This is a genomic window from Thermobifida alba (genome assembly GCF_023208015.1).
In the GTDB taxonomy this organism is placed as follows: Bacteria; Actinomycetota; Actinomycetes; order Streptosporangiales; family Streptosporangiaceae; genus Thermobifida; species Thermobifida alba.
This window is the reverse complement of record NZ_CP051627.1, coordinates 3,236,204-3,256,278: the sequence shown is the minus strand read 5'-3', so window position 1 is coordinate 3,256,278 and position 20,075 is coordinate 3,236,204. Positions and strand designations below refer to the sequence as shown.

General features: G+C 70.9%; 19 protein-coding genes. 10 read left to right on the top strand and 9 right to left on the bottom strand.

Going from position 1 to position 20,075, the window contains the following annotated elements; translation table 11 throughout:
* Positions 1 to 2: 2 nt before the first annotated feature.
* From FOF52_RS14420 to trxA, 3 genes are all read right to left on the bottom strand, one after another.
* The gene (locus FOF52_RS14420) at positions 3 to 335 is read right to left on the bottom strand and encodes a hypothetical protein (RefSeq protein WP_248590476.1); all 333 of its coding nucleotides are present in this window, start codon (positions 333 to 335) and stop codon (positions 3 to 5) included.
* A gap of 601 nt (positions 336 to 936) precedes the next feature.
* Positions 937 to 1,977, bottom strand: coding sequence for an NAD(P)-dependent alcohol dehydrogenase (locus tag FOF52_RS14415; RefSeq protein ID WP_248590475.1), 1,041 nt, complete (start codon positions 1,975 to 1,977; stop codon positions 937 to 939).
* A gap of 137 nt (positions 1,978 to 2,114) precedes the next feature.
* Positions 2,115 to 2,483, bottom strand: a complete 369-nt coding sequence (gene trxA, locus FOF52_RS14410; RefSeq protein WP_248590474.1) for a thioredoxin — start codon at positions 2,481 to 2,483, stop codon at positions 2,115 to 2,117.
* A gap of 127 nt (positions 2,484 to 2,610) precedes the next feature.
* Between trxA and FOF52_RS14405 the strand changes: the two genes are divergently transcribed.
* The 8 genes from FOF52_RS14405 (at position 2,611) to FOF52_RS14370 (ending at position 11,574) form a co-directional block, all read left to right on the top strand.
* Positions 2,611 to 2,958, top strand: coding sequence for a hypothetical protein (locus tag FOF52_RS14405; protein WP_248590473.1), 348 nt, complete (start codon positions 2,611 to 2,613; stop codon positions 2,956 to 2,958).
* A 283-nt stretch (positions 2,959 to 3,241) separates the two neighbouring features.
* A complete protein-coding gene (locus tag FOF52_RS14400) occupies positions 3,242 to 4,000 on the top strand; it encodes a Crp/Fnr family transcriptional regulator (protein ID WP_341849685.1) in 759 nt (252 codons plus the stop codon).
* 91 nt (positions 4,001 to 4,091) lie between these two features.
* Entirely contained in the window at positions 4,092 to 4,883 is a 792-nt protein-coding gene (locus FOF52_RS14395; RefSeq protein WP_248590471.1) for a hypothetical protein, read from the top strand.
* Positions 4,880 to 7,144, top strand: a complete 2,265-nt coding sequence (locus FOF52_RS14390; protein WP_248590470.1) for a hypothetical protein — start codon at positions 4,880 to 4,882, stop codon at positions 7,142 to 7,144. The genes FOF52_RS14395 and FOF52_RS14390 overlap by 4 nt, the downstream gene beginning before the upstream one ends.
* 11 nt (positions 7,145 to 7,155) lie before the next feature.
* Positions 7,156 to 8,310: a hypothetical protein gene (locus tag FOF52_RS14385; protein ID WP_248590469.1), complete on the top strand. Its 1,155-nt coding sequence runs from the start codon at positions 7,156 to 7,158 to the stop codon at positions 8,308 to 8,310.
* Between the two features lie 124 nt (positions 8,311 to 8,434).
* Positions 8,435 to 9,658, top strand: coding sequence for a protein phosphatase 2C domain-containing protein (locus tag FOF52_RS14380; protein ID WP_248590468.1), 1,224 nt, complete (start codon positions 8,435 to 8,437; stop codon positions 9,656 to 9,658).
* Positions 9,655 to 10,845, top strand: coding sequence for a hypothetical protein (locus tag FOF52_RS14375; RefSeq protein WP_248590467.1), 1,191 nt, complete (start codon positions 9,655 to 9,657; stop codon positions 10,843 to 10,845). The genes FOF52_RS14380 and FOF52_RS14375 overlap by 4 nt, the downstream gene beginning before the upstream one ends.
* Before the next feature lie 42 nt (positions 10,846 to 10,887).
* A complete protein-coding gene (locus FOF52_RS14370; protein ID WP_248590466.1) occupies positions 10,888 to 11,574 on the top strand; it encodes a vWA domain-containing protein in 687 nt (228 codons plus the stop codon).
* Positions 11,575 to 11,653: 79 nt separating this feature from the next.
* Here the strand turns inward: FOF52_RS14370 and FOF52_RS14365 are convergent, their stop codons facing one another.
* Positions 11,654 to 13,036 carry a 6-phospho-beta-glucosidase gene (locus FOF52_RS14365; RefSeq protein ID WP_248590465.1) on the bottom strand — a complete coding sequence of 461 codons (1,383 nt, stop codon included), beginning with the start codon at positions 13,034 to 13,036 and terminating at the stop codon, positions 11,654 to 11,656.
* Positions 13,037 to 13,213: 177 nt separating this feature from the next.
* Between FOF52_RS14365 and FOF52_RS14360 the strand changes: the two genes are divergently transcribed.
* On the top strand, positions 13,214 to 14,371 hold the full coding sequence (locus FOF52_RS14360) for a carbohydrate kinase family protein (protein WP_248590464.1): 1,158 nt from the start codon (positions 13,214 to 13,216) through the stop codon (positions 14,369 to 14,371).
* Between the two features lie 30 nt (positions 14,372 to 14,401).
* On the opposite strand, the gene FOF52_RS14355 is transcribed toward FOF52_RS14360, so the two are convergent.
* From FOF52_RS14355 to FOF52_RS14345, 3 genes are all read right to left on the bottom strand, one after another.
* Positions 14,402 to 14,968 (bottom strand): superoxide dismutase family protein, encoded by a 567-nt coding sequence (locus tag FOF52_RS14355; protein WP_248590463.1) that lies wholly within the window; start codon positions 14,966 to 14,968, stop codon positions 14,402 to 14,404.
* Positions 14,969 to 15,044: 76 nt separating this feature from the next.
* The gene (locus FOF52_RS14350) at positions 15,045 to 15,521 is read right to left on the bottom strand and encodes a DUF3291 domain-containing protein (protein ID WP_248590462.1); all 477 of its coding nucleotides are present in this window, start codon (positions 15,519 to 15,521) and stop codon (positions 15,045 to 15,047) included.
* A 31-nt stretch (positions 15,522 to 15,552) separates the two neighbouring features.
* Positions 15,553 to 16,227 carry a helix-turn-helix transcriptional regulator gene (locus FOF52_RS14345; RefSeq protein WP_248590461.1) on the bottom strand — a complete coding sequence of 225 codons (675 nt, stop codon included), beginning with the start codon at positions 16,225 to 16,227 and terminating at the stop codon, positions 15,553 to 15,555.
* 130 nt (positions 16,228 to 16,357) lie between these two features.
* Here FOF52_RS14345 and ptsP point away from each other — a divergent pair, with 130 nt between their 5' ends.
* A complete protein-coding gene (gene ptsP, locus FOF52_RS14340) occupies positions 16,358 to 18,055 on the top strand; it encodes a phosphoenolpyruvate--protein phosphotransferase (RefSeq protein ID WP_248590460.1) in 1,698 nt (565 codons plus the stop codon).
* Positions 18,056 to 18,310: 255 nt separating this feature from the next.
* Here the strand turns inward: ptsP and FOF52_RS14335 are convergent, their stop codons facing one another.
* Together FOF52_RS14335 and meaB are read right to left on the bottom strand one after the other, a co-directional pair.
* Positions 18,311 to 18,679, bottom strand: coding sequence for an STAS domain-containing protein (locus tag FOF52_RS14335; protein WP_248590459.1), 369 nt, complete (start codon positions 18,677 to 18,679; stop codon positions 18,311 to 18,313).
* 308 nt (positions 18,680 to 18,987) lie between these two features.
* Complete coding sequence (gene meaB / locus FOF52_RS14330; protein WP_248590458.1) at positions 18,988 to 19,986, bottom strand: methylmalonyl Co-A mutase-associated GTPase MeaB; 999 nt, start codon at positions 19,984 to 19,986, stop codon at positions 18,988 to 18,990.
* Positions 19,987 to 20,075: the final 89 nt, after the last annotated feature.

Here is a 20,075-nt window from a genome sequence, read left to right as displayed (position 1 = left end):
GGTCAGAAGTTGATCCTCAGATCCATTCCCAGGTCCCAGGGGGTGTTGTAGTCCTCGGCGGACTCGTGGTCGTTCAGGGCGATTTCGGAGGCGCCCGCCTGGATGTTCTCCGCGAGCTGCAGACCGTGTTCCTGCACCTCGACGAGGGCCGGACCGTACTCCTCCCGGTACACCCGCAGCGCGGACGAGATCTCGTCCCTGTGGACGACGGTTTCCGCGTCCTCCATGATCAAATCGAACATGTCGGCCAGTCCCGCCATGGACTCGGCCAGGGCTCCGGCCAACTCGGCGCCCTCGTATCCCTCGATGGGATTTCCGCCGGCCTCGTCGGACATGCTGATCCTCTCTGTTCGGGGGAAGATCGTCCCAGGACGGAAAGACCGCGCCCTGAGTGTGGGGCCGGTGGGATTGTAACCACCTGTCGGTGACCGGGATTCCTGCGGCAGACCCGGAAATCCGGGAAGCCGCCACGGGATGCACGTGCGAACGCCCGGTCTTTTTCACCGCGAAGTCTGCGCGGCGCCGAAAAAAGGGGGCCGGTGGAATCCGCTCTTTCGGTCCGGCTGACCTGGTGGGATTGCGGGGATGGCGTGAATCGGCCACGCGTGCTGCGCACGGAGAAAAGGCCGCCGGGACGCTGCGTCCCGCAGGCGGGGAGAAGCGGATCCCTCCGCGGACCGTGGCCGATTCCGGCCACGTCAAGAATTCGAGAGGTGCGGACGGAAGCGGCTTCGGCCGTGCCGTGTCCGTTTTCACGTTCCGGAAGCCCGGGAGCGGTTGCGGAAAAGGGACACGTGCGGCGGAGAGGCCGTCAGGGCTCGGCGGGTTTTGCCGCCGGACTCGACGGCGGGGCTCTCGGAACCGGGTGCGGAGGCCGCGGGCCGGGCCCGGGACGTTGACCCGCGCCCGACCCGGGACCGGACGTCCGAACCCAGGTCAGCCCTGCGGCACCACCACCGCGCGGCCCTGGATCTTTCCGGCCTCCATGTGCTCGTACACCTGCGGCCCCTCCTCCAGGCCGTAGCGCTCCACGTGGACGTCGAGCACGCCCTGCCGGGCGAGCTCCACCAGTTCGATCAGCTCGGGGCGGGTCCCCCAGTAGCTGGTGCTCACGCGGGTGGCGTACGGCGGCGAGTCGAACGTCACCGGCAGCGTCCCCCCGCCGATGCCGACCACGTCGATGTCGGAGTCCATGCCCGCCATCTGCGCGGCGAGGTCCAGGGTGGCCTGTGCGCCCACGAAGTCGAACACCGCCTGGGCGCCCGCGCCGCCGGTGAGGTCGCGCACCGTGTCCACGGCCCCCGCGTCGGAGGGCAGCGCGTGGTGCGCGCCGCTGCGCAGTGCCAGCTCCCGGCTCTCCTCGCGGATGTCCAGGGCCACCACGGTGGCGGCGGACATCGCGCGCAGCAGCTGGATGCCGACGTGTCCCAGGCCGCCCGCGCCGATGACCACCGCGACGCTTCCCGGGCGGAGCTTGGCCAGGGAGCGCTTGATCGCGTGGTAGGGGGTGAGGCCGGCGTCGGTCAGCGGCACGGTCTTCACCGGGTCGAGGTCCCCGATCGGCACCACGTGCCGTTCGGAGTCCACCAGCAGGTACTCCGCCAGTGCGCCGGGGCGGCCCAGGCCCGGGGGCACGATGCCCAACCCCGCGGCGCGCGGACAGTAGTTCTCCCGGCCCAGCGCACAGGCGTGGCAGGTGCCGCAGCCCCACGGTCCGTAGACGATGACGGAGTCGCCCGCCGAGACGGCGTGCACGTCCTCCCCCACGGCCTCGACCACCCCGGCGCCCTCGTGGCCCAGGGTGAGCGGGAGCTGGTACGGGAAGTCCGCCGCATCCCACCCCATCACCGTCAGGTCGGAGTGACAGACCCCCGCCGCGGTGACCCGCAGCAGGATCTGTCCGGGGCCGGGCTCGGGCACGTCGACGTCGACGACCCGGGGCGGCTGGCCGATCTCCAGGTACTGCACGGCGCGCATGGTCTCCTCCTCCGTGGAACGGGTACGACACCGGGTCAGCTATCCCGCCGGGAGGACACCATGCGGCGGCCGGGGACGAGACGGCGCGAGGCCCGCCCGGGCTCCGGGCGGGCCTCGTCAGGCCGCTGCGGTCGGGGTCAGGCGGCCGGGGAGCGCTCCGCGATCCGGCGCCGCACCTCGTCCATGTCCAGCGCGCGGGCGTCGGCGATGAGCGCCTCCAACGCCTGCTCGGGCAGGGCGCCCGCCTGGGTGTACACGACCACGCCTTCCCGGATCACCATGAGGGTGGGGATGGAGGAGATCCGGAACGCGGCGGCGAGCTCCTGCTGGGACTCGGTGTCGACCTTGCCGAAGACGATGTCCTCGTGACGTCGGGAGACGCGCTCGTAGACCGGGGCGAACATGCGGCACGGACCGCACCACCCGGCCCAGAAGTCGACCAGCACCATGTCCGAGCCGGTCACGGTCTCGGTGAAGTTGTCCTTGGTCAGTTCGATCGTCGCCATCGCTGGTGCGGCTCCTTTCCTCTGGTACCCCTGGGGGTATCAGGGGCAACCGGTGCGCGTGTCGATTTGTTCCGACGCCCCGGGGCCAATCCGCGGAGGGCGGGGCCCCGGCGCTTAGTGTCGGACCATGAGCATGCTGCTGATGCTGGTCGCGTTGCTTGGGGCGGTCCTGGTGATGGCGGTCGGGATGGCGGTCGTGCGCTGGGGAGCGGAGTACCGGGGAGGACGGGCGTTCGACGCGGACGACGTGGACTCCCTGTCCGGGGCGGACGGCGTCGGCGGGTACTGGCCGCCTCCGGCGGAGTCCACCGGACAGGAGCCGGTGCTGCCGCCGCACGTCCTGGGCAGGGTGCGCGTCCTGCTGCGGGAGGGCCGGGAGGCCGAGGCTGTCGAGGCGGTCCGCGAGGCGACCGGTATGGACCTGTACCGGGCGAGGGAGGCGGTCGCCCTGGTCCGGCGGAACGCACAGGAGTGACCGGGGGCCCGGGGCCGGGGCCTTACCCGCACGGGGAACGGCCTGATGGTGGGGAGAGGGGCCCGGCTCCTCCTCGGGACCACGCCCGGGGGAACGGGTTCATGGGGACGGGGAGATCCTGAAGAAATCCGCGGCTCTTTTCGCATTTTGTGCGTGTTGGTTGCGGTGTGACTGCTGAGCCTTGTTTTTCTGATTCCACGCGATTTTCTGGTCTGTCTTCTAAGGTGGTGAGTGAGTAGGGAGGGCCGGTCCCTGTCCGTTCCATCGCGGTTGCATCTGGAATGTGTGCTTTCGTGTGGTGGCGGGAGAGGGCGTCGCGGTGAGTGGAGAGGCTGTGAGTATCCCCCAGGAGCAGCGGAGACCATTGCGGAAGACCCCTGCTGCGGCAGTGCGGACGACCTTCAGTGAGAAGCACATCGAGGCACTTCGGAAATCCGGTTTCCGGAAAACATGGCCAAAGGGGACAATCCTCATTCGTGAGGGTGAGCGTGCTGAAAGCGTCATCTTTCTGGAAAAGGGATTGGTCAAAACCACGGCGCAGGCACCCAACGGTTACACCAGCCTTCTCGCGATCAGAGGAGCAGGTGAGTTGATCGGGGAGGTGTCCTGCCTCGACGGCAGGAGGCGGTCCGCGACCGTCACCGCCATCCAGGACGTGGCTGGGATCGCCATCACCGCCGAGCGGTTCCTCACCCTTCTCAACAGCGACAGCGAACTGAGCTTCGCGGTCATGCGCACCATCAGCACCCGGCTGCGGCACTCCGACGGTCAACGTGTCGCCAGCGGGGCGCACACGGCGGGGATCCGTGTCGCCCGGGTCCTCCTCGACCTCGTCCTCCAGTACGGCGAACCAGCATCGGACTGGGGAGCCGACGTGCTGCAGGTGAACGTCACCCAGGCAGAACTCGCCGGAGCCGCCGGTACCTCCCGGGAGTCGGTGGTCCGTGCGCTCAGGGAGCTCACCCGCAGGGAGCTCGTCGCGACAGGACGGAAACGGATCGTCGTGCTGAACGTCCGGAAGCTCCACGCCTACGTGACCTGACAGCCGTGGTGCTCTGTGTCATTTGACCTGTTGCGGTCGGTGGACGCCCACTATTCATGGATTCCCCGGACCCCCGTCTACGGAGGAATCGATGGCCGCACTGGTCAAACCCCGTTACCACGCCATTCTGGCCGTTGACACCGAGAACTCCGGAGGACGCCCCGACTCCGTCAAGGCATGGCTGCGTCAGCGACTGTACGAGATCGTGGACACCGCGATGCGCGAGGCGGGGATCGACGCCTCCGCCGTCTCCCACCCCCAGGACCGCGGTGACGGAGCGATCTGGCTGTTGTCGGGCGACGTCCCCAAGACCGAGCTGACGTCCCGGTTCATCCACTACCTGCGTGTCGGGTTGCGCGCTTACGCCCAGGTCAGCAGTCCGCAGGCGGCCCTGCGGCTCCGCGTCGCACTGCACGCCGGCGAGGTCGCCCACGACGCCCACGGGTGGGTCGGCATCGACCTCGACACCGCTTGCCACCTGCTCGACCTTCCCGTGGTGCGAGAGGCCCTCGCCTCTTCTCCCGAAGCGGAACTGGTCCTGGCGGTCTCCGACACCTGGTACTCCAGCGTGGTCAACCGCAACCACCCGGAGATCGACGCCCGGGACTTCCGGCAGATCCCCTTCAGGGTCAAGGCCGTGGACACCACGGCCTGGGTCGCGCTGCCCGGCCACGGGCCGTCCGCGCCACGGGAGGAGACGCCCGCCGCACCGGAAGCCGTCCGTCCCGGTGGGACCGGAGGGGGAGACGGCGGAGACGAGAAGAGGAGCGGGGCCACCGTCAACACCGCCAACTTCAGCTCGTTCTCGGGAGCGATGATCCAGGCCCAGCAGGTGTACGGCGGCAACCACTACGAGAGCCACGGCCGGGGTGAGGGCCGGTGACCCAGGAGGAGCCCTCCGTCGCCGGACAGCCTCCGGGAGCGGGACAGCCACCCATCGAAGAGCAGAAAGAACAGAAAGAAAAAGAACAGAAAGAGCAGGAGAAGGCGCCTCCCGCGCCCGAAGAAGAACGGCCCGACATCAGGGAGTTGTGGGACGGCCTGACCGCGGTCGCCGCACAACCGGGCAACACCAGCAAACGCATCAGAACCGAACGCGACGCGTTGCGGGGCCTGTCTGCCCCCTTCGGTCAGGCCACGGTCACGGCCGGTCGGGCCTACGGCGGGGACCACTTCGAGTTCGTCGTGGGCGCTAGACCCGACCGTGTCACGTCGACCCAGGTGGCGGGCGACAAGTACGGGCAGATCACTCAGGCCTTCGTGACACCGTCCTGCTTCCCGGTGGTCGCAGAAGCCGCGCGTTCCCGGCCCGTTCTCCTGCTGCGGGGCAAGCCCGGCAGCGGCAAAGCCACGCTGGCGTTCCGTGTCCTCGTCAACGCCGGACTGCGATCGCTGTACGAGTTCGCTCCCGGAACGGCGCTGGGCGAGCTCGGCGAGGACGACTTCCAGCGGGAGACCGGTTACCTGCTGGCGGACCTGTCCCGCGGTCAGGCGGCCGAGCTCAACCGCTTCGAGGTACAGCGGCTCGCGGGAATCCTGGAGGCCAAGGGGTCCCGGCTGGTGGTCACGATGGGAGCCGAGGTCCGACTGGACGACCCCGGGATCGCCGCGGAAGCCGTCGAGGTGGACCAGTCGGTGGCCCCGCTGCAGGTTCTGGAAGCCCACCTGAGGTGGCGGCTCGGCACCGGCAGCGAGGGCCGGGTGGCGGAGTTCCTGTCCCACACCGACCGGATCAGGGACCTGGTGGGGGAGCAGGGGCCGCTCGCCCGGCTGGGACGCGCCGCGGACGCCGCGCTGCTCCTGGCGGAGGCCAAGGCCTCCGAGCCCGCGGCGAAGGTTCTCGAACAGGTCACCAGTCGGCTGGCGCTCCGGGAGACCAGCGAATTCGACCGGTGGTTCGAAGAACTGGGCGATCTCGACACCCAGTGCCTGGCCCTGGCCGTCGCCGTCTTCGGTGGGGAGACCTATGAGACCGTGGTCCGCCTAGCCCGGGAACTCCAGGACCTGATCCAGCTTCCCGAAAGCATCGACAACCCGGAAAAGCCCAGGTCGGCGCCGATCCGCTCCACCGCGGCCCGGAGGCTCGCGCTCCTGCACGCCGCACGCTTCGAGGAGCAGGGCACCGCACAGCACGGAGGAGTCCCCCGACGTGTGGTGCGCTACCTCGACCAGGAGATGGCCGCCAGGGTCCTCGTCACCGTCTGGGACGAGTACGACGAGATCCGCGTCCACCTCCCCGAGTGGTTGTACCGGTGCGTGGGGGAAGAACCGGCGACGGTCGCGATCCGGGCTGCCGTCGCCGTGGGAATACTCGCCGACCGGGCCTTCGACACGATGCGTACCTCGGTGCTGCAGCGCTGGGCCTCCCGTCGTCCCTCCCGGAACAAGCGGGAAGAGGTTTCGCGCAGGCACAGCGCGGTGGCGGCCGCCCTCCGCACCATGGCGGCCAATCCTCGACTCACCGAACAGGTGCGCGGCCTGGTCCAGGAGTGGGCCGGGAACGAAGAGAACCCGTTCCTCCAGGCCGCGGCAGCCCGATCGACCGTGGCTCTGGCGGCCCTGGGGGAGCAGGGGGCCGCGGAGATGTTCACCCTCCTGCACGAACTCGCCGGGACCGCGGAGTTCTACGTGGTCGACGCGATCCGAGCCGGTGTCGCCGACCTCGTCGAGGAAGCCGACCACCGCCGCGGCGACGTCATCACCCTTCTGAGGCACTGGGTCCACTCCTACGATCCGCAGCGCCGACTGGTCGGTGAGATCGCCTTCCTCTTCACCGCAGCGGACCTGGTCGCACCGGATCCGGGAGGTGGAACCGAGGAGTGGCCGCTGCTGCTGGCCATGAGCACGCGCGACCCGGTGTGTCGGAGGAACGTCGGAGCCCTGTGGGAGACCGTGCTCAACTCCGCCGACCTGTACGGGGAGGCCCAGAGCATCCTCACCGGGTGGGCGCAGAACGTGGACGCGAACCCCGCCGCACGACGGGCGCTGGCCCGACTCCTCCGGGACGCCGCCACCAAACCCCGCACCGTCAGAATCCTCCACTACCTCATCCGGAACTGGTTCGCCTCGGCCGAGCACCCCAGCCCCGAGAACACAGCACGTGAAGTCTTGTCTCTGCTTGACGGGAGGACGCTGCTCCGATGACGCACCCCCCCATGTCCAGGCCACTGGTCTACGGCCCTTTCAACGTCACCCTGCTCGAGGGCGGCCGCAATCCGCGCCCCGGAACGGCATTCGTCTTCTCCCTGGAGAACGGCGACACCGTTGTCCTGAACCGCAGGCTCTCCGCGTCGGAGCGGCTGCGCTACCGGTACCGCTACGAGGTGAACCTCAGTGACTGGGGGTTCACCTGGGACGACCAGTTCCCCAGCAGCACCGGGGGGTTCGACTTCCAGGTGCGGTTGTCCGTCGGTTGGCGTATCTGGGACCCCATCGAGGTCGTTCGGCGCAACATCATCGACGCGAGCCATGTCGAGGTGCGGTTGCGCGGTCACATCCAGACCGCCATGCGGCCGTGGGCGCTGGAGTTCGCGATCGAGGAGAGGGCCGACGCCGAGAAGGAGATGAACGCCCGCAGCCGCACACTCATCCAGCAAATGCCGTTCGGGATCGAAGTGACCGAGTGCCACGTGCGGCTCAGCCTGGACGAGGCGACAGAGACCCACCTGCAGCAGAAGCTCGGCCTGGAACGCACCTACGAGGAGCAGGAGCGCGTAGGACTCCTGGCGATTCAGGAAGCCAGGACGCAGCAGGGCCTCCAGACGATGAGGGACAACTACCAGAACGAGCAGGTCCGCCAGCGCTTCGAGAACCTGACGACCGCGGCTTCCAACGAAGAGACCGGCCTGCTCCGCTGGTCGATCGCGGAGAACCCGGGGCAGACTTTCGAGATTCTGCGGGAGTGGATGGATCGGGGAGAACGCACCCAGCAGCAGAAGATCGAGCTCGTCAAGGAACTGGTCGAAAAAGGACTCATCCAGCCGGCGGATGCGGACCCGATACTCCAGAAGCTCATGGAGGACACCCGTTCGCCCGGTGCCGGACTGCCGCCCGCTCAGCGGTCCGACGGGCCGGGTGCCCCCTCCGCGCTTCCCCCGGCGGTCTTCCTGCCTCCCAGCGAGACGGTGCAAGCGCAGTCGGAGGCACGGCCGGAGCCGCCGAGCGGAGCTGGCCAGGAAACGGCTGGTCAGCAGGGGCTGCCGCGGTTCGACACGGGGACGGGGGCACAGCACGCCTCTCCCGTGCCCGACGGTGTCGTGGGCTGGAAGTCGGTGGGGCGCAAGACGGCCCAGGAGGAACAGGATGACTGACCGACGGCCGAATCCCCCTGCCCCGTCCGTCGGGACGAGGTGGTGGAAGGAATGTCGGCGGTGGCTGGCGGCCCCGCACCACTCCGCGGCGCAAAGACAGCTCTTCCTGCAGCGAAGGCTCGGCATGCTGGTGGTGCTGGCACTGCTGATCGTGGTCTGCGGGCTGTACCTGCCCACGGCGGCGACGCCTTTCGTGGTTGCGGCGCTGCTGGCCGTGCTCGCCTGCGGGGTGGTGCTTCTGGCGGTTCCCGCCCTTCAAGGAGGCCACAGGAGCGAGGAGCGGACCGTGAGAGGTTCCCTGGAGGCCGCGGAGAAACCCGGCCGTCCCCGGACAGCCGGCGCAAGCCGTCCGGCAGGAAAACCAGAACGTCCCGCGCTCCTGCCCGGGCAGTCGGGACTTCCCGACTCCGGTGCAGAGCAGACGGAGGAGCGGGAGGCCGCACCGGAGGGGAGCGGAGAGCCCGCTGAGCAGAACGGGCAGGCAATCCCCGCCCCCCCGTTCTTCCGTCAGCGGTCCTCCCTCAGCGGCGAACCGTGGCGGCTGCCCGCCAGGCCCGCCCACTCGGGCCTGGCCGCCGACCAGGCCACCATCGGGGATCTGGAGGTACGGGGAGCCTCCGTCGTCGGACCGGGCCACCGAGTCGGCGGAACAGTCGGCAAACCACGCCAGGACGCTTACCGTCTCGGCTGTGACTCGGTCGGAGAACACGTCATCGCGGCACTGGCCGACGGCATGTCCGACAGCGAGCACTCCGATGCGGGAGCCGGGGTGGCCGTCGCGGCGCTGGTCGGCGCGTTCCGCAAGGAACTCGACCAGCGGGGATCAGTGGACTTCCTGGGAGCCGAGGAGGCGTTTCTCGCCGCTGCGAGGCAGATGTACAACGCTGCCCAGCAGCGTGGGTGGAACCCGGAGAACGACGTGCGGTCGGTGGCCTTGACCGCCGTCGTCCCCACTCGGGCCGGCGCCGACGGTTTCCGCAGGGTCCTGCTCTCGGGAATCGGGGACACGAGCGCGTGGAAGCTGTGCGGGGACAGGTGGACGCTCCTGCTGGGGGGCAAGGAGCACGGGTACGACGAGGGAAGGGTGCACCACTTCCTGCCGAACACCCCGCGGCAGGTCCGCACCACGGAGGTCTGGCTCCGCAACGGAGAGGTGCTGGTCCTCGCCACCGACGGTCTCGGCGACATACTGCGGGTCCCTTCCGCCGCCCACTGGTTCGCCGAGCAGTGGGCGGCCCCGGTCAGCGCACTCGGTCTGCTGTGGCAGGTCGGCTACGAGGAAGCCCAGTACAACGACGACCGGACGGCGGTCGTGCTGTGGACGCCCCGGACCGTGGAGACACGATGAAAGAGGTGAGGAGCTGGTCGGACAGCCCCTTCGACCGGGTGCTGTCGGCGCGGGACGTGTCGGCCAGAGGAGAGGTCCTGGGGCAGAACGGCGGCGAGTCCACCATCGTCTACGCACTCGCCACGCAGCCCGAGTGGCTGGTCAAGCTCTACAAACGTCCGCTGTCCCCCGCCCAGGCCTCCGTGCTGGACCAGGTCATCGCCCTGCCGGACCGGATGGGCGCGGCCGACCGGGCCGTCGTCGACCGCAGCGCGGCCTGGCCAGTGGCACGGGTGGTCGACGAGGACACGACCGTCGGCGTGGTCATGGCCAGGGCCCCGGCGTGCTTCACCATCGACCTCTGGTCGCCGCGCACGGGAAGGACGAGGAGGGCGCTGCTCACCGTCGACCACCTCGTCCAGGACGACAAGGCCATGAAACGCCAGGGGATCCCGGCCCCCGGGGAGGAGATCCGCGCGGCCGTGGTCATCCGGTACCTGCGTCTGGGGGCGGTGTTGAACCGCCACAACCTGGTCTACGGGGACTGGTCCTACAGCAACGGCCTGTGGGAACCCGGCCAGGGGCGGGTCTTCCTGATCGACATGGACTCCTGCGGTGTCGGGCGACGAGGGTGGATCCTGTCCAACAACTGGGACGATCCCCACTATCCGCGAGGGACCGACCTGGACGTCTACGCCGACCGTTACCGGATCGGACTGCTTGCGCTGCGCGGCCTCAGCGGCTGCCGGGACCAGGACCGGATCAGCACGAGCCTGGACCGGCTGCCGAAGCGGCTCCGCTCCTCGGAGTTCACCCGGCTGCTCGACCGGACTTTGCAGGAGAGCGAACCGGCCAGACGCCCCGAGGTGGCCGAGTTGCTGCAGGCCCTGGAAGAGCACTGGCCCGGCCTGGTCCCCGGCGAGGAGGGGCCCTTCCCTCCTGTGCTGGCCCCGGAGGCCAACGTCACGGGGTTCCGCACGGTCGGGACCTCCCGGAACGGCACCGGCCGGCGTGCAGTCAAGGGCGGTCCGCCCCGCGGGCCGATGGGTTCTGCGCCGCAGCCCACACCGTCTGTCACCGGCTTCGGTCGGACGGCGTCCCCGACATCCCGGAAGAGCAGGCGGGGGGCCGTCCACCCGGCGGTCGTGGTCGCGGCCGTCCTCGTGGCGCTCTGCCTCGCTCTGATCTTTCTCACCCCGCTGTTCTGAGATCTGTCCGCCCAGTCCGCCATTCGAAAGAAAGAGTCAGACATGGCTGTTGCCCCCTCGGTGGAAGGCCCGTTCAAGAAAGGGCTGCCGGTCTACGCCGTCCTCGACACCTCGGGGTCGATGGGGAGGTTCGAGGAGCTGCTCAACGAGACTCTGGAGTCCATCTATGAGGTGATCGACACCACGCCGCAGGTCAGGGAGTTCATTCACCTCTCGGTGGTGTCGTTCAACACGCAGCCGCACGTGGTCACGAACATGACCGAGTTCGACGACGTGACCACCCTTCCCACGGTCAGTTGCGCGGGCACCACCAATTTCGCTCCGCTGTTCCGGAAACTGCGGGACTGCATCGAGTCCGACGTCCCGGCACTCTCGGCGCGGGGGATCAAAGTGCTGCGGCCCGTGGTCTTCCTGCTCACCGACGGTATTCCGACCGACAGCGACGAACAGTGGACGAGGAGCCTCGACGCACTCCTCGATCCGTCCTGGCGGCCGCGGCCCAACATCATCTCCTACGGTTTCGGTGAGGCCCAGGCCGAGGTGCTGGGACGGGTCTCGACCGTCGCCGCCTACATCGCCGAACCGGGACAGGACAACGCCGGTGCGTTGAGTGAGGCGTTGACGAGCCTGCTCAACTCCATGGTCGCCTCGGCCAAGGCGCAGGAGCTCCAGGTCGCCGAAGAGGTCAAGGGATTCCGGTCGGTGCCGCTGGACTACGTGGACCTGTGATCCCCGGATCGTTTCGCGGTCGCGGGGGCGGCCGTGCAGTACTCCCTCCACCGATGGGGACGGGATCGGTGGAGGGACCCTAGTCCCCCGGCAGGACCTGTTCCAGTTCGGGGAAGGCCCGCAGGTAGCCGTCGAGCAGGCGGTGGGCGACGGCCACCGAGTCCACCAGCGGATGGGTGGCGAAGGCCCGCAGTGCGGCGGCGCGCGAACCGGTGCGCACGGCGTCGAGGACCTCGCGCTCCACCGCCTTGACCGTCCGCACCAGCGCGGCCTGGTGCGGTGCGAGCGGATCGACCGCCAGGGGGCGGGCCCCGGAGGCGTCGACCAGGCAGGGCACCTCCACCACCGCGTCGGCGTCCAGGTCGGGCAGGGCGCCCCGGTTGCGGACGTTGACGATCAACCGGGCGGGCTCGTCCCGGAGGATCGCCCGCATCACCGCCAGGGCCACCTGCTCGTAGCCGCCGCCGTCGAGGTCGGCCGCGTCGCGTTCCACCCCTCCGGCGGCGCGGCGGTTGTCGGCCATGTAGGTCTCCTCCCGCTCCCGCCGGGTCCGCTCCCACAAGTCGTGGGCCTCGTCGGGGCGCCGGGCGGCCGCCCGGTAGAACTCCCGCTGCTGTACCACCAGTTGCTCGCCGCGGGTGCGGCCGCCCTCGGAGAGGGTGCCCGCGACCGCCTCCCGGGCCTCCCGGGCCAGGTAGTAGTAGTGCAGGTACTCGTTGGGCAGCGCACCGAGGGCCCGCAGCCACGGCGCGCCGAACAGGCGGCCCTCCTCGAAGGAGGTCAGCGCGGCCTCGTCGGCGAGCAGGTCCGGAAGCCGATCCCGTCCGTCGGCGTACAGGCCGCGCAGCCAGCCGAGGTGGTTGAGGCCCGCGTAGTCGAGGTGGACGCGGGCCGGGTCCAGGCCGAGCGCCCGCGCCGCCCGGCGGCCCAGTCCCACCGGGGAGTCGCAGATCCCCACCACGCGGTCGCCCAGCACCCCCGTCATCGCCTCGGTGATCAGTCCCGCCGGATTGGTGAAGTTGACCACCCACGCGTCGGGGGCGAACCGCTCGACGAGCCGCGCGATCTCGACGGCTACCGGGACCGTGCGCAGCCCGTAGCTGATGCCGCCGGCGCCCACCGTCTCCTGGCCGAGCACCCCGGCGTCCAGGGCCACCCGCTCGTCGAGCACCCGGCCCGCCGTGCCGCCCACGCGGATCGCGGAGAAGACGACGGCGCAGCCGCGGAGCGCGTCGGCCAGGGTGTCGGCGACGCGCACGGTCAGCGGGGGCTCGCCGTACGCGGCCCGGTGCGCGTCGCGCTGGCGGTCCAGCACGGCGCGGATCGCGGCCAGGCGTTCGGGGGCGGTGTCGAACAGCACGACCTCGGTGACGGCCGGGTCCGGCCCCCGCGTGTCGGCCAGCAGCGCCCGGTGCACCAGCGGTACCCGGAAGCCGCCGCCGCCGAGGATGGTCAGTTGCACGTCGCCTCCTCTTCCGCCCGTCTCGGCCGCGCCCCACGGTAGCGCGCGTCGGCGGGGAGGGGGCCGGTTCCGGGGGAGTGCCGCGGCTCCCCGGCCCCGGAGGGCGGCAGGGCGCCGAGGTCACCGGGCAGAAGAGGTTAACCTACGGTTTGAGCACCAGACATGCAGGGAGCCGGTATGGCCACGGACGGAGAGACGGATCCCCGGGAACTGACGGCGGACTACGGGGAACTCGAATCCACTCCCCTCGTTGGGGAGCCGAAGGACGTGCTGGGGGAGAGCCGCGGGGGCGGGGGCCCCGCCATCGACCTGGCGTTGAGCGGGACCGTCTTCTTCGACATCGTGTTGACCGGACTGGCCTCGCCGCCCTCCAGCGGCACCGAGGTCAGCGCCCAGGGCATGGGCTCCTGTCCCGGCGGGGTGGCCAACATGGCGGTGGCCGCGTCCCGGCTGGGCCTGCGCACTGCGGTGGCGGCGGCGTTCGGTGAGGACGTCTACGGCGACTTCTGCTGGGAGACGCTGGCGACGCAGGAGCTGGTGGACCTCTCGGCGTCCCGGCGGATTCCCAACTGGCACTCCCCGTTCACGGTCTCGTTGGCCTACCGGGGGGACCGCAGCATGGTCACCCACGAGCACCCGTCCCCGATCCCGCTGCACGACATGGCCCGCGACCTGCCCCGGGCCAGAGCCGCCTTCGTCAGTCTGAGCAGCGACGGCGAGGTGCCGCAGTGGGCGCTGGAACAGGCCAAGGAGGGCACCCTGCTCTTCGCGGACGTGGGGTGGGACGACAGCCAACGGTGGTCCAGGTCGGTCCTGGAGCAGCTGCGGCACTGCCACGCGTTCATGCCCAACGCGATCGAGGCGATGTCGTACACCCGGACCGGCAGTCCGGCGCTGGCGGTGGCCGCGCTGGCCGAGTACGTGCCGGTCGCGGTGGTCACCGACGGCCCGCGGGGAGCGATCGCGATCGACCAGACCACCGGTGAGGAGGCCGAGGTCGAAGGCATCGTCATCGACGCGGTCGACACCACCGGCGCGGGCGACGTGTTCGGCGCCGGGTTCATCGTGGGCACCCTGGCCGGATGGCCCCTGGAGCGGCGGCTGCGGTTCGCCAACCTGTGCGCGGCGCTGTCGGTGCAGCACACCGGTGGTTCGCTGTCGGCTCCGGGGTGGGCCGACATCGCCGCGTGGTGGGGCCAGTTGTGCGCCTCCCGCCACGACGAGAACCGGGAGCGGCTGAGCCGCGAGTACCGTTTCCTGGGCGAGCTCGTCCCGCTGCCGTGGCTGCCCACCGCGCAGCGCCGGGCCAGTGCCACGATCGGTCTGCGGCCCTGACCGGCCGGCGGCGGGTCTCCGGCGGGGCCGTTACTGCGGGATCGTGACGCAGGCCAGCCGCTCCCCGGCGGTTCCGGCGAGGGCGGGAACGGTCTGGGTGCGTTCGGCGTGGATCACCACCGAGTTGGCCTCGCCCTCGCGGGGCTGCCAGGACACCGACGTCTGGGAGTGGGCGCGCCCCTCGGGGTCGGTGTGGAAGTCCAGCCAGGCTTCGTTCTGGGGGTTGGCGTAGTCGGGGTCGGGCGTGGACGGGTCGGGGGCGGGTTCGTGCTGGTAGTGCCCTCCCGCGTCCTCGGGGTCCGCGCCGCAGGGCTCGGTGTGCAGGTGGGCCCCGTAGTCGCGGTCGCCGATCAGCCCGCTGACGGTGATGGCGATGTCGGAGCCGGAGTTGATCGGGGTGATCGTGACCTCGACGGTGGCCCCCACGGGGACGTTCTGCTCGTCGTAGGTGACGGCGGACGCCCCCTCGCGCCAGGTCTCGAACTCCGCTTTGACCTGGTGGGAGGGGTCCGGCTCGGTTTCTTCGGCGGAGGATCCGCAGCCCGCCAACAGGAGCAGGGACAGGGCCACACCGGCGGTGGTCGACGGGGTGCGCATGGCTGGTGCCTCCTAGGAGGTGACAGAGTTCACGGGCTCGGCCGCATACATTACTCAAAGTGCCTGCGTGAATGCACTACGGCCGGGGGTCCTGTGGGCGAGTCTCCTCACGCGGGGCGGGAAAACGGGTGCGGAAGTCGAACGCCTGCTCGGTGGGGCCCTCCGCGCGGATCAGGTCGAGGCGTTCGCGCGCCTCGGTCAGGGTGGGGATGTGGCCGGCGGGCACCCACCACAGCACCAGGAAACGCTCGGCCAGCGGGACCATCCACTCGCGGCGGCGCAGCAGGTCCAGGTGGTCGCTGCGGTAGGTGAACTCCCACAGCGTCTCGACCGACTCCCACACCGAGAAGTTGATCAGCAGGTCGTCGCCGAAGAAGCGCTCGCCGGTGGCGTCGTTGCTCCCCTCGCAGCGGTAGCGCCACACGAATCCCGGACTGGCATCGGCCAGGGCGTTGATCGGGTCGAGCAGCGCGAAGAACTCCGCGACCTCCGGGGAGCCCTGGGGGGCCTTGAGGGTGCCGACGTTCAACTGGGCCAGGTGGTAACCGCTCATGGAGGGAGTCCACCACGCCTCTGTTTCTAAGTCAATAATTTTCGTTTTTAGAGATGGTGACGCAGCAGTGCCGCCCCCGCGGAGCCATGCGCGCGGTGAAGCCCTCCGCCTGCACGCCCGCGAGCAGGCCGCGCAGCAACTCCAGGTTCATCCCGCAGGCCAGCGGCGGAAAGTCGCGGGCGAGCGTGTGGAACGGACAGTTGCGCAACCGCAGCGTCTCCGGCTCCTCCTCGTCCGCCGCCGGTTCGTAGCCCAGCCGGGTCAGGACCTCGCAGAGCCCGTCCGCGTCGACGGGCCGTTCGACAGCGGCGGCGCCGCCCCTGCGCCTGCCCTCCGCGCGGGCCGCGGCGTGGAGGGACTCCTCGGCGCCCGAGTGCTGCACCGCCTCCGCCAGCAGGTGCGCCGCGGTCTCGTAGTCGCGCGGCGGCAGGTGCACGTTCACCTGGCGGTCGGCGCGCCGGTACAGCTTGGCGGGGCGCCCCGAGCCGGGCCCCTCGCGTCCGGAGAGCTTGCGCCGACTCGTCGTCAGCAGTCCCGCATCCACCAGTTTGTCGAGGTGGAAGGCTGCCAGGGTGCGCCGTATACCCACGGCGTCGGCGGCCTCGGCGCGGCTGGTCTCGCCCTCCCTGCTCACCACGTACTCGTAGAGTCGCCTACGCAGCGGGTCGGCCAGCGCGCCGACCGCGTCGATGTCAGCTTCGCCCATCTCCTCATTGTCGGACAGGAACCGTTGGCCGCGACGCGGCGAGTCCACCACGATGAAGGAAGACCCGCGCCGCCGCGGCCCCGGACGACGGGGAACCGCGGCGGCGCCGCACGGGGACACGGAGGACGGAATGGAACCGGACCGCAGGCACGCCCCCGCCACCGGAGAGCAGACGCTGACCGGCGTCGCGGCCAGTCCCGGAAGGGCCACCGGGCCGGTCGCGGTGCTGGCCCCGCCGCCTGCGCTGCCCGCAAGGCGCGCCGAGGTCGCCGACCCCGCGGCGGAGACCGCCCGTGCCCTGGACGCCCTGGAGCGCGTCGCCGGACTGCTGCGCGGACAGGCCGCCGCCCTCGACGGCGCGGCACGGGAGATCCTGGAGGCGCAGGCCCTCATGGCGGGCGACCCGCAGCTGGCCGCGGGGGTCGCCGAACGGGTCAGGGAGGGGGCCGCCGCGGAGTGGGCTGTGGACGAGGCCATCGCCTCCTACCAGGAACTGTTCCGCTCGGTCGGAGGCCCGCTGGCCGAACGCGCGGCCGACCTCGGCGACATCCGCAACCGGGCGCTGGCGCTGCTGCTGGGGCTTCCCCTGCCCCGGCCCCCCGCCCCCGGACACCCGTTCGTCCTGGTCGCCGAGGACCTCGCCCCCGCGGACACCGCCCGCCTGGACCCCGGGACCGTCCTGGCGATCGTCACCCGGTTCGGCGGTCCCACCGACCACACCGCGATCCTGGCCCGCTCCCTGGGCATCCCCGCGGTGGTCGCCTGCGCCGGGGCGCACCGGCTGTGCGACGGTGTTCCGGTCACGGTCGACGGCGACCGGGGCGAGGTCGTGGTGCGTCCCGCACCGGAGCGGCACGCCGCGGGACGACGGGCCCGCCCGGCCCGCACCGCCGCGGACGCCGCCGGGCCGGGCCGTACCGCGGACGGGCACGGGGTGGCGCTCCTGCTCAACCTGGGCGGGGAGGACCCGCAGCGCGCGGCGCGGTACGACAGCGAGGGCGTGGGACTGCTGCGCACCGAGTTCCTGTTCCTGGACCGCGCCGCCGAACCGACCCCCGAGGAGCAGTACGCCGTCTACACGCGGCTGTTCCGCGCCTTCGGCGACCGCACGGTGACCGTGCGCACCCTGGACGTGGGGGCGGACAAGCCGCTGGCCTTCGCCCCCCAGGAGGGCGAACCCAACCCGGCGCTGGGGATGCGGGGGTTCCGCACCGTGCGCGCCAGGCCCGGACTGCTGCGCCGCCAGCTCGCGGCGATCGCGCGGGCCGCCCGGGACACCGGGGCGCACGTCCGGGTGATGGCGCCGATGGTCGCCACCCCGCAGGAGGCCGCGGACTTCGCCGAGCTGGCCCGCGAGTCCGGTCTCGGCGAAGTCGGCGCGATGGTCGAGGTTCCCGCGGCGGCCCTGCTCGCCGACCGCGTCCTGCGGTGCGTGGACTTCGTGTCCGTCGGCACCAACGACCTCGCCCAGTACACCCTGGCGGCGGACCGCACCCGCAGCACCCTGTCCGACCTGCTGGACCCCTGGCAGCCCGCGGTACTGGACCTGGTCGGCCGGGTCGGTGCGGCGGGCCGGAGCCTGGGGCGGCCGGTGGGGGTGTGCGGGGAGGCCGCCGCCGACCCGCTGCTCGCCCTGGTGCTCGTGGGGCTCGGCGCCACCAGTCTGTCCATGTCCGCCTCCGCCCTGCCCGCGGTGCGCCGTGCGCTGGCCCGCCACAGCCTGCGGGACTGCCGCGAGCTCGCCGCCCTGGCGGTGGAGGCGGCCGGGCCGCGGCAGGCCCGCGCGGCCGTCAGCGACGCGGTCGGCTCCGCGGCCGCGGAGCCGTGAGCCGAGAGCGGCGGACGGCGGCTCCCGTGATTCCGGGGCCGCCGTCGAGAGGAGTGACACACAACCGAGAATGGTTGCTGAAAGTAGTTTATCAATTGCTCAGAGTATTTTTGTGGGGCGCGAAAAGACCGGGACACGGCGCAGTGCGGAAAACTCCGCCCCGCACGCCCAGGAACCGCACGGGACCCGCGGGTCCGGTCACGGACGACCGGCCCCGCGGGCCCGCCCGCGGACAGCGGTCGGTGCTGGAACGGCTCAGCCGGCCTGCCGGGTCACCAGCGCCTGCATGGCGGCGACCGCCGCCGCCACCGTCCGGTGCACCGGAAGCTGACGGTGCAGGCCCACCAGGCGGATCACCTTGGTGACCCGCTCGTTGGGCGCGGCGAGCGCGAGGCTGCCCCCACGCTCCCGCACCAGGTGGTAGGCGTTGATGATGGCATTGAGTCCGCTGGAGTCCATGAAGTCCAGCGCGGAGAAGTCGAGGATCAACCACGGTCCGTGCGCGTCGATCGCGGACTGCACCGCGGAACGCAGGTCACCCGCCGTGGCGATGTCGAGATCGCCCTCCACTGACACGATCACACTGCGGTTCTCGACCCGGGTGCTCACCCCAAGCCTGTACACGTTGTCACTCCTCCCAGCCTCACGAAGTCATGAGGGGTCCCCATCAGCGACCTCAGGCCATGTCACAGACCGGTTGCCCTCAGCGCGGTCCCTACTCGCGCCGATACTCCCGTCCCACGGTGTTCACCCGCACCGTGCGGCGGGGGCGCCTCTCCCCGATCCCCTGGTCGCTCGTAAGGCTTTGGACACACACGGTATTAGCCAAAACGCCAATCGGGAATGGCTGAGAGCAAGAAATTTTCATGTTACAGAGTGCAACCGGTCCGCAAACGGCGGAGCCGCGGGAGGAAAACAGGTCCCCGACCTCGTCAACCGTCCCGCGAGGCCTCCGTGAACGCGGAGAGCAGCCGGTCCGCGGCGAGCGTCGCGGTGATGGCGCCCGAGCGCACCTGCTCCTCCAGACGCGGGGCCAGCTCCCGCACCCGCGGGGCGGTGCGCAGGCTCTCCAACAGCCGGTCCCGGACCTGCGCCCACATCCAGTCCACCTGCTGGCGGCTGCGGAGCTCGGCCAGTTCGCCGGTCTCCTCCAGGGCCGCGCGGTGGGCCAGCACCTGCTCCCACACCTCGTCCAGGCCGGTGCCCTCCAACCCGCTGCAGGTGAGCACCGGCGGAGTCCACGACGGGGAGGCCGGCTGCAGCAGGTGCAGCGCGCGCGACAGCTCCCGGGCGGCCCTGCGGGCCTCCTGCTGGTGCGGACCGTCGGCCTTGTTGACCGCGACCACGTCCACCAGTTCCAGCACGCCCTTCTTGATGCCCTGGAGCTGGTCGCCGGTGCGCGCCAGGGTGAGGAACAGGAAGCAGTCCACCATCTCGGCCACCGTCACCTCGGACTGGCCGACCCCCACCGTCTCCACCAGCACCACGTCGAACCCGGCGGCCTCCATCAGGACCATCGTCTCGCGGGTGGCGCGGGCCACCCCGCCCAGGGTGCCGGCGGAGGGGGAGGGGCGCACGAACGCGTTCGGATCCGCCGACAGGCGCGCCATGCGGGTCTTGTCCCCCAGGATGCTGCCGCCGGTGCGGACCGAGGAGGGGTCCACCGCGAGCACCGCCACCCGGTGGCCCCGCCCGGTCAGCAGGCTGCCCAGCGAGTCGATGAACGTGGACTTGCCCACCCCCGGCACGCCGGTGACGCCCACCCGGTGCGCCTTCCCGCTGTGCGGCAGCAGCCGGACGAGCAGCTGCTGGGCCAGTTCGGCGTGGTCGGCGCGGCGCGACTCCACCAGGGTGATCGCCCGCGCCAGGGTGGGCCGGTGCCCGGCGAGCACGCCCTCGGCGTAGGCGTCGATGTCGATGGTTCTGCTCATGGCTCCTCGATGTTCCAGATCGGTCCGGTGCGGCGGGGACGGGGACGGAACGCGCGGGGACCCCGGACACGCCGGGATCCCCGCGCCCG